16 protein-coding genes and 1 riboswitch are annotated in these 15,762 nt (G+C 61.2%); of the genes, 14 read left to right on the plus strand and 2 right to left on the minus strand.

What is annotated here, in order from left to right:
• Positions 1 to 231 precede the first annotated feature (231 nt).
• The 5 genes from AC3IUF_RS08745 (at position 232) to AC3IUF_RS08765 (ending at position 4,898) form a co-directional block, all read left to right on the plus strand.
• Positions 232 to 1,290 carry a DUF2066 domain-containing protein gene (locus AC3IUF_RS08745; protein ID WP_489280879.1) on the plus strand — a complete coding sequence of 353 codons (1,059 nt, stop codon included), beginning with the start codon at positions 232 to 234 and terminating at the stop codon, positions 1,288 to 1,290.
• 34 nt (positions 1,291 to 1,324) lie between these two features.
• Positions 1,325 to 2,398, plus strand: coding sequence for an AI-2E family transporter (locus tag AC3IUF_RS08750; RefSeq protein ID WP_007919830.1), 1,074 nt, complete (start codon positions 1,325 to 1,327; stop codon positions 2,396 to 2,398).
• Positions 2,399 to 2,605: 207 nt separating this feature from the next.
• On the plus strand, positions 2,606 to 3,310 hold the full coding sequence (hda, locus tag AC3IUF_RS08755; protein ID WP_007919828.1) for a DnaA regulatory inactivator Hda: 705 nt from the start codon (positions 2,606 to 2,608) through the stop codon (positions 3,308 to 3,310).
• 214 nt (positions 3,311 to 3,524) lie between these two features.
• The gene (locus AC3IUF_RS08760; RefSeq protein WP_007919826.1) at positions 3,525 to 4,142 is read left to right on the plus strand and encodes a C40 family peptidase; all 618 of its coding nucleotides are present in this window, start codon (positions 3,525 to 3,527) and stop codon (positions 4,140 to 4,142) included.
• A 219-nt stretch (positions 4,143 to 4,361) separates the two neighbouring features.
• Positions 4,362 to 4,898, plus strand: coding sequence for a C40 family peptidase (locus AC3IUF_RS08765; protein ID WP_007919825.1), 537 nt, complete (start codon positions 4,362 to 4,364; stop codon positions 4,896 to 4,898).
• A gap of 132 nt (positions 4,899 to 5,030) precedes the next feature.
• Here AC3IUF_RS08765 and AC3IUF_RS08770 read toward each other — a convergent pair whose 3' ends face one another.
• Together AC3IUF_RS08770 and AC3IUF_RS08775 are read right to left on the minus strand one after the other, a co-directional pair.
• Entirely contained in the window at positions 5,031 to 6,344 is a 1,314-nt protein-coding gene (locus tag AC3IUF_RS08770) for a PQQ-dependent sugar dehydrogenase (RefSeq protein WP_007919824.1), read from the minus strand.
• Positions 6,345 to 6,410: 66 nt separating this feature from the next.
• The gene (locus tag AC3IUF_RS08775; RefSeq protein ID WP_095114116.1) at positions 6,411 to 6,995 is read right to left on the minus strand and encodes a hypothetical protein; all 585 of its coding nucleotides are present in this window, start codon (positions 6,993 to 6,995) and stop codon (positions 6,411 to 6,413) included.
• A 163-nt stretch (positions 6,996 to 7,158) separates the two neighbouring features.
• Positions 7,159 to 7,389: riboswitch (cobalamin riboswitch) on the plus strand.
• Positions 7,390 to 7,471: 82 nt separating this feature from the next.
• On the opposite strand from AC3IUF_RS08775, the gene cobO reads away from it, so the two are divergent.
• The 9 genes from cobO to cobC all read left to right on the plus strand — a co-directional run bounded on the left by cobO (position 7,472) and on the right by cobC (position 15,762).
• Positions 7,472 to 8,083, plus strand: coding sequence for a cob(I)yrinic acid a,c-diamide adenosyltransferase (gene cobO, locus AC3IUF_RS08780; protein ID WP_003223053.1), 612 nt, complete (start codon positions 7,472 to 7,474; stop codon positions 8,081 to 8,083).
• Positions 8,080 to 9,480 carry a cobyrinic acid a,c-diamide synthase CobB gene (locus AC3IUF_RS08785; protein ID WP_489280880.1) on the plus strand — a complete coding sequence of 467 codons (1,401 nt, stop codon included), beginning with the start codon at positions 8,080 to 8,082 and terminating at the stop codon, positions 9,478 to 9,480. The genes cobO and AC3IUF_RS08785 overlap by 4 nt, the downstream gene beginning before the upstream one ends.
• Complete coding sequence (gene bluB, locus AC3IUF_RS08790) at positions 9,477 to 10,127, plus strand: 5,6-dimethylbenzimidazole synthase (RefSeq protein ID WP_123374669.1); 651 nt, start codon at positions 9,477 to 9,479, stop codon at positions 10,125 to 10,127. The genes AC3IUF_RS08785 and bluB overlap by 4 nt, the downstream gene beginning before the upstream one ends.
• Positions 10,124 to 11,032, plus strand: a complete 909-nt coding sequence (gene cbiB, locus AC3IUF_RS08795) for an adenosylcobinamide-phosphate synthase CbiB (RefSeq protein WP_371043198.1) — start codon at positions 10,124 to 10,126, stop codon at positions 11,030 to 11,032. The genes bluB and cbiB overlap by 4 nt, the downstream gene beginning before the upstream one ends.
• The gene (gene cobD, locus AC3IUF_RS08800; RefSeq protein ID WP_489280881.1) at positions 11,025 to 12,017 is read left to right on the plus strand and encodes a threonine-phosphate decarboxylase CobD; all 993 of its coding nucleotides are present in this window, start codon (positions 11,025 to 11,027) and stop codon (positions 12,015 to 12,017) included. Before cbiB ends, cobD begins: the two co-directional genes overlap by 8 nt.
• Positions 12,014 to 13,465: a cobyric acid synthase gene (locus tag AC3IUF_RS08805; RefSeq protein WP_007919804.1), complete on the plus strand. Its 1,452-nt coding sequence runs from the start codon at positions 12,014 to 12,016 to the stop codon at positions 13,463 to 13,465. Before cobD ends, AC3IUF_RS08805 begins: the two co-directional genes overlap by 4 nt.
• Before the next feature lie 151 nt (positions 13,466 to 13,616).
• Positions 13,617 to 14,138: a bifunctional adenosylcobinamide kinase/adenosylcobinamide-phosphate guanylyltransferase gene (gene cobU, locus AC3IUF_RS08810; RefSeq protein ID WP_489280882.1), complete on the plus strand. Its 522-nt coding sequence runs from the start codon at positions 13,617 to 13,619 to the stop codon at positions 14,136 to 14,138.
• Positions 14,135 to 15,190, plus strand: a complete 1,056-nt coding sequence (gene cobT / locus AC3IUF_RS08815; protein ID WP_489280883.1) for a nicotinate-nucleotide--dimethylbenzimidazole phosphoribosyltransferase — start codon at positions 14,135 to 14,137, stop codon at positions 15,188 to 15,190. Before cobU ends, cobT begins: the two co-directional genes overlap by 4 nt.
• Positions 15,187 to 15,762: an alpha-ribazole phosphatase family protein gene (gene cobC / locus AC3IUF_RS08820; RefSeq protein ID WP_489280884.1), complete on the plus strand. Its 576-nt coding sequence runs from the start codon at positions 15,187 to 15,189 to the stop codon at positions 15,760 to 15,762. Before cobT ends, cobC begins: the two co-directional genes overlap by 4 nt.

Genomic DNA, 15,762 nt, shown 5'->3' on the forward strand with positions numbered 1-15,762 from the left:
TGAGGGGCAGCGGCCATCCTCGCACCGACGGGCAGGGCCATATCTCGGGAAATTTTTTGCAATTAAGGCCTGCGGGTGCCTGTATAAGGTGTGGCGATTAACCGTCTATCGTTATCACTGTGCAAAAACTTACCGCTGTCGTGTGAATGTTTGGTGCTGGCAGATTGTCACAGCCATGCTCAACCGATTCACGCGGCCTGTTCCAGCCGCTCCTGTCGACGGGAATTTTCCATGCGTTTTTGTAAATTGTTGTTTGTGGGTTGCTTGTCGCTGATCAGCCTGGCGAGTCACGCCGAAAACCTCAAAGGCCTCTATCAAGTACGTGAGCCGGTCAATGGCCAGGCACCGGAAGAGCGTGATCGCGCCACGCAGGCGGCGCTCGACACGTTGGTCTTGCGTTTGACTGGTGATCCGAAGGCTGCGCAAAACCCGGGGCTGGCGGCGATTCGCAAGGATCCGCAGCAGATCATCAGTCAATTCGGTTTTGATGCCGGGCCGCCGGAGGTGCTGAAAGTCGATTTCGATCCGGCGACCACCGAGCAGGCGCTGCGACGTGCCGGGTTGTCGGTGTGGGGCGCCAGTCGGCCGTCGATCCTGAGTTGGTGGCTGAACGACTCGGCTGAGGGTTCCAGTCTGGTTGGCGATGGTCAAGCCGCTGCCGCGCCCTTACGTCGAGCAGCTCAACATCGCGGCTTGCCATTGCGTTTGCCGCTGGCGGACTTGAGTGAGCAATTGGTTGCCACGGCGCCAGCGCTGGAAGGCACCGATCCGGCGCCGTTGCGCGGCGCGTCCGAACGCTACAACGCTGATGCCTTGCTCGCGGTGCATGCCCGTGAAGAGGGCGGGCAGTGGCAGGCCAAGTGGCACTTGTGGCTGGGCGATCAGAAAGAGGCGGGCAGTGTGCAGGGCGCCGATCAGGCTGCGGTCGCTGACGCGGTGATGCTGGCGGTGGCTGAGCGGCTGGCGCCTCGGTTTGTTGCCAAGCCGGGCGCTTCGGGGCAGCAGACTCTGGAAGTGCAGGGGATGAATCTTGAACACTACGCGGCGCTGTTGCGGTTACTCGAGCCGTTTGGCGTGCGTCTGCAAAGTGTTGATGGCGATCGCATCGTCTATCGGGTCAACGGCAGTGCAGATCAAATGCGCGCGCAATTGTCGCTGGCGAAGTTGCAGGAGTTGCCGGCTGAAGCCCCGGTGCCGGTCGCAGCACCACAACCTGCGGTTGCGGGCGCAGCACCTGTCGTGGCTCCGGCCCCGGCACCATCAGCACCTTCGTTGCGGTTTCGCTGGTAAGTCTTTCCTTATATAGAAGCTACAGGAGTGGTACATGGCCGATACGCGGCGTTGGTTCTGGCTCGGTGGGGTAATCCTGCTTTGCGCGTTTGTATGGTTGCTGCACCCGATCCTCACGCCGTTTCTGGTGGCGCTGTTGCTGGCTTATCTGTTCGATCCGCTGGTGGATCGCCTGGAAAGACTCGGGCTGTCGCGTACGTGGGGGGTAATCGCGGTATTTGCCTTGTTCACCCTGATCGTCACCGCGCTGTTACTGGTGCTGGTGCCGATGCTCGCCAAGCAGTTGCTGCGGTTATACGAACTGGCGCCGCAAATGCTCGACTGGCTGCAACACACGGCGTTGCCGTGGGCGCAGGCGAAGCTGGGTCTGTCGGATGGTTTCTGGAAGTTCGACAAGGTCAAAGCGGCGATCAGCGAACACATGGGCCAGACCACCGACATCGTCAGTGTGGTGCTCAGTCAGGCGACCGCGTCGAGTCTGGCGCTGATTGGCTGGCTGGCGAATCTGGTGCTGATTCCGGTGGTGAGTTTCTACCTGCTGCGTGACTGGGACGTGATGATGGCCAAGATCCGCAGTCTGCTGCCGCGCGATCGGGAGGAGACTATCGTATCGCTGGCCGGTGAATGTCATGAGGTGCTGGGCGCGTTTGTTCGCGGGCAGTTGTTGGTGATGGTGGCGCTGGGCGTGATTTACGCGGCGGGCCTGATGATTATCGGGCTGGAGCTGGGGCTGTTGATCGGTCTGATCGCGGGCCTGGCGGCGATCGTGCCGTACATGGGCTTTGTGATCGGTATTGGCGCGGCGTTGATTGCCGGTTTGTTCCAGTTCGGTGGCGATCTGTACCCGATGGTCGGGATCGTCGCGGTGTTCATGGTCGGTCAGGCGCTGGAAGGCATGGTGCTGACCCCGCTGCTGGTGGGCGATCGCATCGGTCTGCATCCGGTGGCGGTGATCTTCGCGATTCTGGCCGGTGGCGAGCTGTTCGGTTTTACCGGTGTGCTGCTGGCGTTGCCGGTGGCGGCGGTGATCATGGTGCTGGTGCGCCATGTGCACGACTTGTACAAGGATTCCGACATCTATAGTGGTGTTGACGATCCGCAGTTGTAATGGCGCAGGGGCGGCCCGGCAAATCGCCGGGTTGGCCCGTGTCCTGCAGGCGCTGGCGCCAAGGAATCTGTCATAAAACCGGTGCGTTAACGCAAACCTTTGATTTTGCTTGGACTCTGTCGCATTGTGCGCTCAGCTTCACGGGTATAAACTTCGCAAACTTTACACAGAGGCCACTAACGGTTCCTTGAGAACTGTTCAGTCAGCATGAAACCGATTCAGCTGCCCCTAGGTGTGCGTCTGCGTGACGACGCCACCTTCATCAACTACTACCCAGGCGCCAATGCCGCTGCACTCGGCTATGTCGAGCGTCTATGCGAAGCCGACGCCGGCTGGACAGAAAGCCTGATCTACCTGTGGGGCAAACACGGCGTAGGGCGTACGCATCTGTTGCAGGCAGCGTGTCTGCGTTTTGAGCAAATGGGCGAGCCGGCGGTGTACTTGCCGTTGGCCGAGTTGATGGATCGCGGCGTCGAAATCCTCGACAACCTTGAGCAGTACGAACTGGTTTGCCTGGACGACTTGCAGGTGATTGCCGGCAAGGCTGACTGGGAAGAGGCGATGTTTCATCTGTTCAACCGTCTGCGCGACAGCGGTCGGCGTCTGCTGATCGCCGCGTCAACCTCTCCGCGTGAACTGCCGGTCAAACTGGCTGACTTGAAATCGCGCCTGACCCTGGCGTTGATTTTCCAGATGCGCCCGCTCTCCGATGAAGACAAATTGCGCGCCTTGCAGTTGCGCGCATCGCGTCGCGGTCTGCACCTGACCGATGAAGTCGGGCATTTTATTTTGACTCGCGGCACCCGCAGCATGAGTGCGCTATTCGACTTGCTTGAGCAGCTCGATCAGGCCTCGTTGCAGGCTCAACGCAAGCTGACCATTCCCTTCCTGAAAGAAACCCTAGGCTGGTAACGGCGCGGCTTTCAGCGTGTTTCGGCATAATTCAGGCGCCAGAAAATCCGCTTTCCTGCAAGCTGTGCAGGCCGCGTCTCGGTTCAAATGGGCTTAAGCGCTTAGATGTAAACGAGAAACCGAGAAGTCACAAAAAGATCGATTGAATTTGCAAATGAGGCTGATAGCGGGCATAGTCTCGGCTTCTTTACAACTATCAGCCACGGTCGTGCCCATGCTAAAGCGCTTCGCACCCCTCGTGCCTCTCGCACTCGTCACCCTGTTGTACGGTTGCGCTGCTCATTCTCCAGTTCAAGAGCAGCCTCAACAGGTTAAAAATTCTGCCACGGCCCAATCTTCCGTTATTTATCAGGAAGAGCTGGACACCGAAAAAGAACTCAACGAATTCAATGGCAAGAAGCCTTATCAGCTTCCTGTTCTGGCCGACAGCATCCTCGAACGCGGCATGTCCCTGATCGGTACCCGTTACCGTTTCGGCGGTACCTCTGAAGCCGGTTTCGATTGCAGCGGTTTCATCGGCTACCTGTTCCGCGAAGAAGCCGGCATGAACCTGCCACGCTCGACCCGCGAAATGATCAACGTTGATGCGCCGCTGGTCTCGCGCAGCAACCTTGAGCCGGGCGATCTGCTGTTCTTCGCCACCAACGGTCGTCGCGGTCGTGTCAGTCACGCCGGGATCTACCTCGGTGACAACCAGTTCATCCACTCCAGCAGTCGTCGCAGCGGCGGTGTTCGCATCGACAGCCTGGGTGACAGCTACTGGAGCAAGACCTTCATCGAAGCGAAACGCGCTCTGGCCAACGCTCCAACTGTAGTCACTGCTCGCAAGTAATCCCTTGTTGTCGCTGCGTTCGCGGCGACAATCAGGCTTGCGGTAACGGAGTAGACTTAGACTTTACAAGGTGAAGTTAAAGTCTTACTTGAAGTTTGCCGCGTAGCCGCTAGAATCCTGTATCTATATTGATGGCAAACCGCCTGCGTGCTCACGCAGGCGGTTTTGTTTTCTGTCCATCGGCAGAAAAAGCCGCAGCCAGATCAGGATGTTCTGCTTATGACGATGTCGGCCCGCCTCACTTTGATCTTCTTCGCAGCGCTGCTCAGCGCCTGCGCCAGTCGCACACCGCCTCCTGCGCCGGTGGTTCGCGCACCGGTCGTGTTCGGCCCCTCCCAAGCTTTTTCGCCTGCTGCTGAAGACGTGCTGTTTCGCGCGCTCGGTCTGGTCGGCACGCCCTATCGTTGGGGCGGCAACACGCCGGATTCAGGCTTTGATTGCAGCGGGCTGATCGGTTTTGTCTACCGTGATGCGGCGGGCATCTCTTTGCCGCGTTCGACGCGTGAGCTGATCGTCATGCAGGCACCGAATGTCGGCAAAGAAGGCTTGCAGACTGGCGATCTGATCTTCTTCGCCACCAATGGCGGCTCGCAGGTCAGTCATGCGGGGATTTACGTCGGGGAAGGGCGCTTCGTGCATGCGCCGGCCACGGGCGGCACGGTGAAGCTGGACAGCCTGTCGAAGGCGTACTGGCAGAAAGCTTATCTGAGTGCCAAGCGGGTGTTGCAGCCGGAGCATCTGGCGCATAACCCGTAATTCAAGCAGCCCACAATCCCATGTAGGAGTGAGCCAGCTCGCGATAGCGGTCGTTCAGTCAATGATGATGTCGACTGATACGAAGTTATCGCGAGCAGGCTCACTCCTACAGTTGTTTGTGCATGGCGAAAATTATTTGCTGGCCGACACTCGCCACACCTTGTTGCCGACATCATCCGCCACCAGCAAGCCACCTTGCTGATCGATCACCACGCCCACCGGGCGACCTAGTGCATTCTCGTCCTTGTCGAGGAAACCGGTCAGCACATCCACCGGTTTGCCACTCGGCTTGCCACCGGTAAACGGCACGAAAATCACTTTGTAGCCACTGTGCGGTTTACGGTTCCATGAACCATGCTGGCCGATGAACGCGCCTTCCTTGAACTGCGCCGGCAGCGTGTTGCCCTCGGCGAAGCTCAGACCCAGTGAGGCAGTGTGCGGTCCGACTGCGTAATCCGGGGCGATGGCTTTGGCCACCAGGTCCGGATTTTGCGGCGACACACGCACATCGACGTGCTGGCCGTAATAGCTGAACGGCCAGCCATAAAAACCACCGTCCTTCACGGAAGTGATGTAGTCCGGCACCAGATCACTGCCGATTTCGTCGCGTTCGTTGACCGCTGTCCACAGCGCGCCACTGACAGGCTCCCAGGCCAGGCCATTGGGGTTGCGGATGCCCGAGGCAAAGATGCGGTGATTGCCGGTCGCCCGATCGACTTCCCAGATCGCCGCGCGGCCTTCTTCTTTATCCAGACCATTTTCGCCGACATTACTGTTCGAGCCGACCGTGACGTACAGTTTGCTGCCGTCCTTGCTGGCGATGACGTTTTTGGTCCAGTGGTGATTCAGCGTGCCGCCGGGCAGATCGACGACCTTGATCGGCTGCGATTTGATCTCGGTCGCGCCGGGTTCGTAGTTGAAACGCAGCAGGCGATCGGTATCGGCGACGTACAGGTCATTGCCAACCAGGGTCATGCCGAACGGCGAGTTGAGGTTTTGCAGAAACACCGTGCGGGTCTCGGCGACGCCATCGTGATCGGCGTCACGCAGCAGGGTGATGCGGTTTGGGCTTGGCACGCCAGCGCCAGCCTTGCCCATGACCTTCTTCATCACCCAGCCGCGAATCCCGCTGCTGTCATCCGGTTTTGGTGGGGCATTGGTTTCCGCTACCAACACATCGCCATTGGGCAGCACATAGAGCCAGCGCGGATGATCGAGGCCTTCGGCGAATGCCGCGACCTGGGTGCCAGCCGCCGCTGTCGGTTTGCCGCCGTCGGGCCAGCCGATCGCCGGGGCGATATTCACCGTCGGGATCAGGGTCTTGTTCGGTTCGGGCAGCTTCGGTGACGGGCCGGTGCCGTCGGAGACTTGCAGGCTGGAGGTTTCACCGCAGGCGGCGAGTCCTCCGGCGAAGGCGATGACAAAAACGAGCTGGGGCTTGCGCATTGCTGATCTTCCCTATGAATGCATTCCTAATCATAGAGGAGGGCGCAAGCCCGATGGTTCAACTGCTCAACCGCGCGCTTCCTTGAACAGCACGGCGATGCCCGGGTGATAATTGCCGGCTTCGCTGCGTAACTTGCGGTAGGCGTAGGGGAAATACCAGGCGACCGCGCAAGTGTGTTCCTTTTGCAGGTCGTCGACCATGTCCTGCAGCTCTTCGGGGCTGGCGCTGTGCTGGGCTTTTTGCGGCGCGACAAACAGGCAGCCGAGCTTGAGGTCGCTGGCGTAGCTGATGCGTTTGGCGTCGTTGGTGATGTCCAGCAGGGCTTGGGTCAGATTGAGGTTGGTAACCTTTGGCCAGCGCTGGGTGGCCTGGATAAAGGCGCGGTCTTCGGCACCGGCCAGAAACAGATCAGCGCGGGCATTGCGCTCGCCTTCTTCATTCTGCTTGCGCGTGGCAGTGCCGTTCAAAGTCACCAGCTCAGCCATCCAGGCTGCGGCCGAGAGCAATCCGAGATTGGCTTTCTCGTCATGCCAGTAAGGGGTGTCGCTGTCGCCGCGCACGGCGTTGTAACGGTCGATACAGTCAAACCAGCGTTCAAGCACCGGGCGCAGGAATTCCAGGCGCGGGTTGCTGATGATCATGCCTTGCATCGTCATCATCCTTTATTGTTGTAGTGGGCTTTTCGGGAAAAGCATGGCTCTTTGATATCATTTGTATCAGTGTGGCACAAGATTGGCGTCAGATAATTGATCGGCGGCAGTTATTCGCCCGATGACCACCTCTTTAATTGACGCTCCACCCCCAACCCTCTAACCTTCGCGGCTTGTTTCAGGTGCTCTGTGACCTGCGTCGACAGAGTGAAACAGGGAAGCCGGTGAGGGTTGTCTTCGCACGAAGAACCACCACGATCCCGGCGCTGCCCCCGCAACGGTAAATGAGTGAAAACTGCGCCTTGAGCCACTGCCTCGAAAGAAGCGGGAAGGCGCGCAGTCAGGCGAAACGCCGCTCATGAGCCCGGAGACCGGCCTGATCCATCCAGCGGCATCACGGTGGGCGATGCCAGGCTTTTTGCCGTCTATTCTTGTGCCTGCCCGCCGTTATCCAGCCTCAACGGAGAGCTCCCCCCATGACCGATTCCCCCGAGCGCGACGAACGCCATCTGGCGCGTATGCAGCGCAAAAAAGCCGTGATCGACGAACGCATCGCCAACTCGCCTGACGAGTGCGGGCTGGTGCTGGTGCTGACCGGCAATGGCAAAGGCAAAAGCAGCTCGGCGTTCGGCATGCTCGCCCGCGCCATGGGCCACGGCATGCAGTGCGGCGTGGTGCAGTTCATCAAGGGCCGCAACAGCACCGGCGAAGAGCTGTTTTTTCGCCGCTTCCCTGAGCAAGTGCGCTTTCATGTGATGGGCGAGGGCTTCACCTGGGAAACCCAGGATCGTCAGCGCGACATCGCCGCCGCCGAAGCCGCGTGGGCCGTGTCCCGCGAACTGCTGCGCGATCCGTCGATCGGTCTGGTGGTGCTCGACGAACTCAACATCGCCCTCAAACATGGTTACCTCGATCTCGATCAGGTGCTCAGCGATTTGCAGGCGCGTCCGCCGATGCAGCATGTGATCGTCACCGGTCGCGCGGCCAAGCCGGAAATGATCGAAATGGGCGACACTGTGACTGAAATGGGCATGCTCAAACACGCCTTCCAGGCTGGCATCAAAGCGCAGAAAGGCGTCGAACTTTGAATCAGCCACGTCACTGCCCGGCGGTGCTCATCGCCGCGCCGGCTTCCGGTCAGGGCAAGACCACCGTCACCGCCGCGCTCGCCCGTTTGCATCGCAATCAGGGGCGCAAGGTGCGCGTGTTCAAATGCGGCCCGGACTTTCTCGATCCGATGATTCTCGAACGCGCCAGCGGTGCGCCGGTGTATCAACTGGACATGTGGATGGTCGGCGAGCAGGAAAGTCGTCGTCTGTTGTGGGAAGCCGCCAATGAGGCGGATCTGATTCTGATCGAAGGCGTGATGGGCCTGTTCGATGGCACGCCGTCCAGCGCCGATCTGGCGCGGCACTTCGGCGTGCCGGTGCTCGGCGTGATCGACGGCACGGCCATGGCGCAGACCTTTGGTGCGCTGGCGCTGGGCCTGGCGAAGTATCAGCCGGATCTGCCGTTTGCCGGTGTCCTGGCTAATCGTGTCGGCACTTTGCGCCATGCGCAATTGCTCGAAGGCAGCCTCACGGAAGGTTTGCGTTGGTATGGCGCGTTGTCCCGTGAGACCGGTATCGAACTGCCGAGTCGCCATCTCGGCCTGGTGCAGGCCAGCGAACTGAATGACCTCGATGTGCGTCTCGATGCCGCCGCCGATGCATTGGCCAGCAGTTGCGAGGTAGCGCTGCCACCGGCCGTGGAATTCGCCGCGCCTGATGTGATCGCTGTAGAGCCGCTGCTGAAGAATGTGCGAATCGCCGTTGCCCGTGATGAGGCGTTTGCCTTCACCTACGGCGCGAGTCTCGATCTGTTGCGAGCGATGGGCGCCGAGTTGAGTTTCTTCTCGCCGATCCGCGACACGCAATTGCCTGAGGCGGACAGCCTGTATTTGCCCGGTGGGTATCCGGAATTGCACCACCTTGCGTTGTCGCAGAACACCGCGATGCTGGAGGCGATTCGTGCGCATCACGCAGCGGGCAAACCGTTGCTCGCCGAATGTGGCGGGATGCTTTATCTGCTGGATTCGCTGACCGACGTTGAGGGTACTCGCGCTGAGCTGGTCGGGCTGCTTAAGGGCGACGCGGTGATGCAGAAGCGTCTGGCTGCACTGGCGCTGCAAGCAGTGGATTTGCCGGAAGGATCGTTGCGTGGGCACACTTATCATCATTCGTTGACGACGACTGAGCTGACGCCGATTGCGCGTGGCTTGAGTCCGAATGGCGGGCGCGGCGCCGAGGCGGTTTATCGGGACGGGCGGATGACGGCCTCTTATGTGCACTTCTACTTCCCGTCGAGTCCCGCGGCTATCGCAGCATTGTTTGCACCCGACCTCCATGCCGCCATCGCTGGCAAGCCAGCTCCCACATTGGGCGGTGAGCTTCCTGAAGAAATGCAATCCCCTGTGGGAGCTGGCTTGCCAGCGAAAGGGCCATGACAGACAACGCATTCTCCGAAGCCGAGCGCCAAGCCGTCTATAAAGCCATCGCCGAACGCCGCGACATGCGCCACTTCACCGGCGGCACCGTCGAGCCGGAATTGCTGCGCCGACTACTGGAAGCCGCTCACCAGGCCCCAAGCGTCGGCCTCATGCAGCCGTGGCGTTTCATCCGCATCAGCGATAGAACCTTGCGTGGCCAGATCCAGAACCTCGTGGAAGAAGAACGCATCCGCACCGCAGAAGCCCTCGGCGAGCGCAGTGACGAGTTCATGAAACTCAAGGTCGAAGGCATCCATGACTGCGCCGAAGTGCTGGTCGCCGCGCTGATGGACGATCGCGAAAAACACATCTTCGGTCGCCGCACGCTGCCGGAAATGGACATGGCCTCGCTGTCCTGCGCGATTCAGAATCTGTGGCTGGCCTCGCGCGTCGAAGGTCTGGGCATGGGCTGGGTTTCGCTGTTCGAGCCGCAGGCACTGGCGGATTTGCTGAAATTGCCCGCAGGCGCCAAACCTCTCGCCGTTTTGTGTCTGGGCCCGGTCAAGGAATTCTATCCGGCGCCGATGCTGGTACTCGAAGGGTGGGCGCAGGCGCGGCCGCTCAATGAGTTGCTGTATGAAAATTATTGGGGAGTGAGTCAATGAGTGTGGCGTTATTGAGTGTCGCCGCGGTGGCGCTGGATGCGCTGCTCGGTGAACCGAAACGCTGGCATCCGCTGGTGGCGTTCGGCAATTTCGCCGGGCGCATCGAGCAACGTTTCAACGCCGGTGGTCGTGGCTGGCGCAGTCATGGCGTCACAGCGTGGGTGATCGCGGTGCTGCCGCTGACCTTGCTCGCCACCGCATTGTCCTGGGCGCCGTACGTGGGCTGGGTCGTCGAGATTCTTGCATTGTATTGCGCCCTCGGCATGCGCAGCCTCGGCGAGCATGTCGCGCCGGTGGCCGCTGCTTTGCGCGCAGATGATCTGGACGAGGCGCGCAAACGCGTGGGCTATCTGGTCAGCCGCCAGACCGATGAACTCGACAGCACCGCCGTCGCCCGCGCCGCCACCGAGTCGGTGCTGGAAAACGGCAGCGATGCGGTGTTTGCCGCGCTGTTCTGGTTTGTCGTGGCGGGTGCGCCGGGCGTGGTCCTCTATCGCTTGAGCAACACGCTCGATGCGATGTGGGGTTATCGCAACGAACGCTTCGAGCGCTTTGGTTGGGCTGCGGCGAAAATCGACGACGTGTTGAACTACATTCCTGCGCGTCTGGTGGCGTTGACCTACGCGCTGCTCGGCAAAACCCGACTTGCGTTGAAGTGCTGGCGTACACAGGCGCCGAAGTGGGACAGCCCCAACGCCGGTCCGGTGATGGCGGCCGGCGCCGGTGCGCTGGGCGTGGAATTGGGTGGGCCAGCGATTTACCACGGCGAACTTCACGACCGTCCGCAGCTTGGCGAGGGCGCAGCGGCTGACGCAGATTCCATCGACCGTGGCTGGCAATTGGTCCAGCGCGGGGTATGGTTATGGCTGCTGATTCTCTGCGTGGGGGCTGAATTCTATGCTTGAGCACGGTGGCCGGCTGCGCAAGGCTGCACTCGATTACGGCATTGCCGAGGCTGACTGGCTCGACCTGTCCAGCGGCCTCGCGCCGTGGCCATTCCCGATCCCGGACATCCCGTTGCGCGCCTGGGCGCGTTTGCCGGAAACCGATGACGGTCTGGAGCAAGCTGCGTGCGATTACTATGGTGCCGCGCAGGTGCTGCCGGTGGCGGGTTCGCAGATGGCCATCCAGTTGTTGCCGCGTTTGCGTCGTGCCGGCAAGGTCGGTGTGTTGTCGCCTTGTTATGCCGAACACGCCGAAGCGTGGCGGCGCAGCGGTTATATCGTGCGCGAAGTGCTGGAGCAGGAAGTCGAGTTCTTTCTCGACAGCCTCGACGTGCTGGTGGTGGTCAACCCGAACAATCCGACCGGCCTGAGCCTGACCCCGGCACGCCTGCTCGATTGGCATGGGCGGCTCGCCCGGCGTGGTGGCTGGCTGGTGGTCGATGAAGCGTTTATGGACAACACGCCGCAGTTGAGTCTGGCACCGCATGCCCATCAAGTCGGGCTGATCGTGTTGCGTTCGTTCGGCAAGTTTTTCGGTCTGGCCGGGGTGCGTCTGGGCTTTGTCCTGGCCGAGCGCAAGTTGCTCAAGCTGCTCGCCGAACAGGTCGGGCCATGGGCGGTGAGTGGGCCGACGCGGGTGCTCGGGCAAGCGTGTCTGCAAGACACCGAAGGGCACACGCGCCAACGGATTCGCAGTGATGACGCCAGTGAACGGCTGGCAGCGCTGCTTGAACGCTACGGCTTCAAGCCGCAGGGCGGCTGCGCGCTGTTCCAGTGGCTGATCACCGAACACGCCGAGGTGTTGCACGCATTCATGGCCCGTCGCGGCATTCTCCTGCGCATCTTCACTCACAACAGCAGTTTGCGTTTTGGCCTGCCCGCCGATGCGGCTGAAGAGGCGCGTCTCGAACACGCTTTAAGCGCTTTTGCCAAGGATCACGCATGACCACCCTGATGGTGCAAGGCACCACCTCCGATGCCGGTAAAAGCACACTGGTGACGGCGCTGTGCCGCTGGGCAACCCGGCAGGGCGTGGCGGTCGTACCGTTCAAGCCACAGAACATGGCGCTCAACAGTGCTGTGACCGCCGACGGCGGTGAGATCGGTCGCGCGCAAGCGGTGCAGGCGCAAGCGGCATTCCTCGATCCGCACACCGACATGAACCCGGTACTGCTCAAGCCCAACAGCGACACCGGCGCGCAAGTGATCATCCACGGTCGCGCGGTGACGTCGATGAACGCCGTGGCGTATCACGATTACAAAGCCATCGCGATGAAAGCGGTGCTCGCGTCCCACGAGCGGCTCAGCGCTGCGTATCCGCTGGTGATGGTCGAAGGCGCGGGTTCGCCGGCGGAGATCAATCTGCGCGCCGGTGACATCGCCAACATGGGCTTTGCCGAGGCGGTGGATTGCCCGGTGCTGCTGATTGCCGACATCAATCGCGGCGGGGTTTTCGCGCATCTGGTCGGCACCCTGGAATTGCTTTCGCCGAGCGAACAGGCGCGGGTCAAGGGCTTCATCATCAACCGTTTTCGCGGTGACATCGCCTTGCTGCAACCGGGTCTCGACTGGCTCGAGCAACGCACCGGCAAACCGGTGGTGGGCGTGTTGCCTTATGTGATGGATCTGCACCTTGAGGCCGAGGACGGCATTGATCAACGCCAGACCGACAAGGCCGAACAAGTGCTGAAAGTGGTGGTGCCGGTGCTGCCGCGCATCAGCAATCACACTGACTTCGATCCACTGCGTCTGCATCCCCAGGTCGATCTGCAATTTGTCGGGCCAGGGCAGGCGATTCCGGCGGCTGACCTGATCATTCTGCCGGGCTCGAAAAGCGTGCGCAGCGATCTGGCCTACCTGCGCGCCAGTGGCTGGGATGCGGCGATCTCTCGGCACTTGCGTTACGGCGGCAAGGTGCTGGGGATTTGCGGCGGTCTGCAGATGCTTGGCGAGCAGGTGCATGACCCACTCGGCCTCGAAGGCGCGCCGGGCACGAGTGCCGGTTTGGGCTTGTTGGCGTTCGAAACCACGCTTGAGGCCGAGAAGCAGTTGCGCAATGTGCGCGGACGATTGGTGCTGGAAGATGCCGACGTCAGCGGCTATGAAATTCATGCCGGCGTGACCAGCGGACCGGCGTTGGAAAACGCTGCGGTGCATCTGGATGACGGCCGTTGCGACGGTGCGCAGAGTGCTGACGGGCAAGTGTTCGGCACCTACTTGCATGGCTTGTTCGAATCGCCGACGGCGAGTGCGGCGTTGCTGCGCTGGGCCGGGTTGAGCGATGTGCAGGCGGTGGATTATCACGGCTTGCGCGAACGCGATATCGAGCGGCTGGCGGATCTGGTGGAGAAGCATCTGGATACGGATCTATTGCGACAGCTCTGTGGGATTTGAGGTGAATTTAATGGCCTCATCGCGAGCAGGCGAAGGCCTACAGGGTTATGTGTTTTACACAAAACTCTGGGTTGCTCGAGATCCCTTGTAGGAGTGAGCTTGCTCGCGATAGCGCCTATGGCTTCAACACATAATTTTCAGGATGTCCCCCATGCTCCAACTGATCCTCGGCGGCGCCCGCTCCGGCAAAAGTCGTCTGGCCGAAAAACTCGCCAGCGACAGCCATCTATCGGTCACCTACATCGCTACCAGCCAACCTCTTGATGGCGAGATGAGCGACCGCGTCGCCCATCACCGCGCGCGCCGACCTGCCGAGTGGGCGCTCATCGAAGAGCCGCTGGAACTTGCTCGCGTCCTGCGCGAATCCGCCAGCGCCGAGCGTTGCCTGCTGGTCGATTGCCTGACGCTGTGGCTGACGAATCTGCTGATGCTCGATGACGCCGAACGCCTCACCGCCGAGCGCCAAGCCTTGCTCGACTGCCTGGCGTCCTTGCCGGGTGAAATCATTTTTGTCAGCAACGAGACCGGAATGGGTGTCGTGCCGCTGGGCGAATTGACTCGCCGCTACGTCGATGAAGCCGGTTGGCTGCATCAAGCTCTGGCCGAGCGCTGTCAGCGTGTTGTCCTGACCGTCGCCGGCCTGCCCCTGACTCTGAAAGGATCTGCGTTATGACTCAATCCTGGTGGCTGACCCCGTGCAAACCAGTCGACATCAATGTCGTTGAACAAGCGGCGGCGCGGCAGCAGCAACTGACCAAACCGGCCGGTTCGCTGGGGCGACTGGAATCGGTAGCGGTGCAACTGGCCGGTCTGCAAGGCCAGGTCAAACCGACGCTGGCGCAGGTGTGGATCGCGATTTTTGCCGGTGATCACGGCGTGGTGGCTGAAGGGGTTTCGGCGTTCCCGCAAGAAGTCACCGGGCAGATGCTGCTCAACTTTGTCAGCGGTGGCGCGGCGATCAGCGTGCTGGCGCGTCAGCTCGGCGCGCAGTTGGAGGTGGTCGATCTGGGCACGGTGAATCCAGCGCTGAACCTGCCGGGTGTGCGCCATTTGAACATCGGCGCGGGCACGGCGAACTTCGTGCAGGGCGCGGCGATGACTCAGGTCCAGGGCGAGCAGGCATTGCAGGCGGGTCGCGACAGTCTGCTGCGCGCAAAAGTGGCGGGCGCGCAGTTGTTCATTGGTGGCGAAATGGGCATTGGCAACACCACGGCAGCGAGTGCCTTGGCCTGTGCCTTGCTCGATTGCCCGGTGGCGCATCTGACCGGTCCCGGCACCGGACTGAATGCCGAAGGTGTCAGCCACAAGTCGCAAGTGATCGAGCGGGCGCTGGCATTGCACGCCGCACAGCGTAGCGATGCGTTGCAGACCCTGTTCAATCTGGGTGGTTTTGAAATCGCCGCGCTGGTCGGTGCCTATCTGGCCGCGGCTCAAGAAGGTGTTGCGGTGCTGGTCGACGGCTTTATCTGCACGGTCGCGGCGCTGGTCGCGGTGCGCTTGAATCCGGCCTGCCGCGAGTGGTTGCTGTTCGGTCATCGCGGTGCCGAGCCGGGCCATCGCCATGTGCTGGAAACCCTGCAGGCCGAGCCGTTGCTGGAACTCGGTTTGCGTCTGGGCGAGGGCAGTGGCGCGGCGCTGGCGGTGCCCTTGTTGCGTCTGGCCTGTGATCTGCATGGGCAGATGGCGACGTTCGCTGAAGCGGCGGTGGCGGATCGTCCGGCATGACATTAAGTCTGGATCTGCTGCGCCATGGTGAGACCGAACTGGGCGGTGGCCTGCGTGGCAGTCTCGACGATGCGCTGACCGAAAAGGGCTGGGCGCAGATGCGTGCGGCGGTGGTCGACAGCGGGCCATGGGATCGTCTGGTCAGTTCGCCGTTGCAGCGTTGCGCTCGCTTTGCCGCCGAACTGGGTGAGCAGTTGGATCTGCCAGTGCAATTGGACAAGGATCTGCAAGAGCTGCATTTCGGCGCATGGGAAGGGCAGAGCGCAGCGGCGTTGATGGAGACGGATGCCGAGGCCTTGGGGCTGTTCTGGGCTGATCCGTATTCCTTTACGCCGCCGCAGGGTGAGCCGGTCAGCGAGTTTTCCTCGCGAGTATTGGCAGCGGTTGCGCGCCTGCACACTGCATACGCCGGTGAGCGGATTTTGCTGATCAGTCATGGCGGCGTGATGCGTCTGCTGTTGGCGCAAGCGCGAGGGCTGCCACGCGAACAACTGCTCAATGTTGAAGTCGCTCACGGCGCGTTGTTTGCACTGAAGGTTGAACCCGGTGGTTCGCTCAAGGAAGGTCACTGA

The organism is Pseudomonas sp. KH_040, assembly GCF_057839305.1.

What these genes read in the sequence shown, in the direction of transcription:
- cobU (WP_489280882.1), top strand. Translation starts at nt 13,617, where the DNA reads ATGCTCCAACTGATCCTCGGCGGCGCCCGCTCCGGCAAAAGTCGTCTG.
- cbiB (WP_371043198.1), top strand. Translation starts at nt 10,124, where the DNA reads ATGAGTGTGGCGTTATTGAGTGTCGCCGCGGTGGCGCTGGATGCGCTG.
- cobT (WP_489280883.1), top strand. Translation starts at nt 14,135, where the DNA reads ATGACTCAATCCTGGTGGCTGACCCCGTGCAAACCAGTCGACATCAAT.
- cobO (WP_003223053.1), top strand. Translation starts at nt 7,472, where the DNA reads ATGACCGATTCCCCCGAGCGCGACGAACGCCATCTGGCGCGTATGCAG.
- AC3IUF_RS08770 (WP_007919824.1), bottom strand. Translation starts at nt 6,344, where the DNA reads ATGCGCAAGCCCCAGCTCGTTTTTGTCATCGCCTTCGCCGGAGGACTC.
- AC3IUF_RS08775 (WP_095114116.1), bottom strand. Translation starts at nt 6,995, where the DNA reads ATGCAAGGCATGATCATCAGCAACCCGCGCCTGGAATTCCTGCGCCCG.
- cobD (WP_489280881.1), top strand. Translation starts at nt 11,025, where the DNA reads ATGCTTGAGCACGGTGGCCGGCTGCGCAAGGCTGCACTCGATTACGGC.
- AC3IUF_RS08745 (WP_489280879.1), top strand. Translation starts at nt 232, where the DNA reads ATGCGTTTTTGTAAATTGTTGTTTGTGGGTTGCTTGTCGCTGATCAGC.
- cobC (WP_489280884.1), top strand. Translation starts at nt 15,187, where the DNA reads ATGACATTAAGTCTGGATCTGCTGCGCCATGGTGAGACCGAACTGGGC.
- bluB (WP_123374669.1), top strand. Translation starts at nt 9,477, where the DNA reads ATGACAGACAACGCATTCTCCGAAGCCGAGCGCCAAGCCGTCTATAAA.
- AC3IUF_RS08760 (WP_007919826.1), top strand. Translation starts at nt 3,525, where the DNA reads ATGCTAAAGCGCTTCGCACCCCTCGTGCCTCTCGCACTCGTCACCCTG.
- AC3IUF_RS08805 (WP_007919804.1), top strand. Translation starts at nt 12,014, where the DNA reads ATGACCACCCTGATGGTGCAAGGCACCACCTCCGATGCCGGTAAAAGC.
- AC3IUF_RS08765 (WP_007919825.1), top strand. Translation starts at nt 4,362, where the DNA reads ATGACGATGTCGGCCCGCCTCACTTTGATCTTCTTCGCAGCGCTGCTC.
- AC3IUF_RS08750 (WP_007919830.1), top strand. Translation starts at nt 1,325, where the DNA reads ATGGCCGATACGCGGCGTTGGTTCTGGCTCGGTGGGGTAATCCTGCTT.
- hda (WP_007919828.1), top strand. Translation starts at nt 2,606, where the DNA reads ATGAAACCGATTCAGCTGCCCCTAGGTGTGCGTCTGCGTGACGACGCC.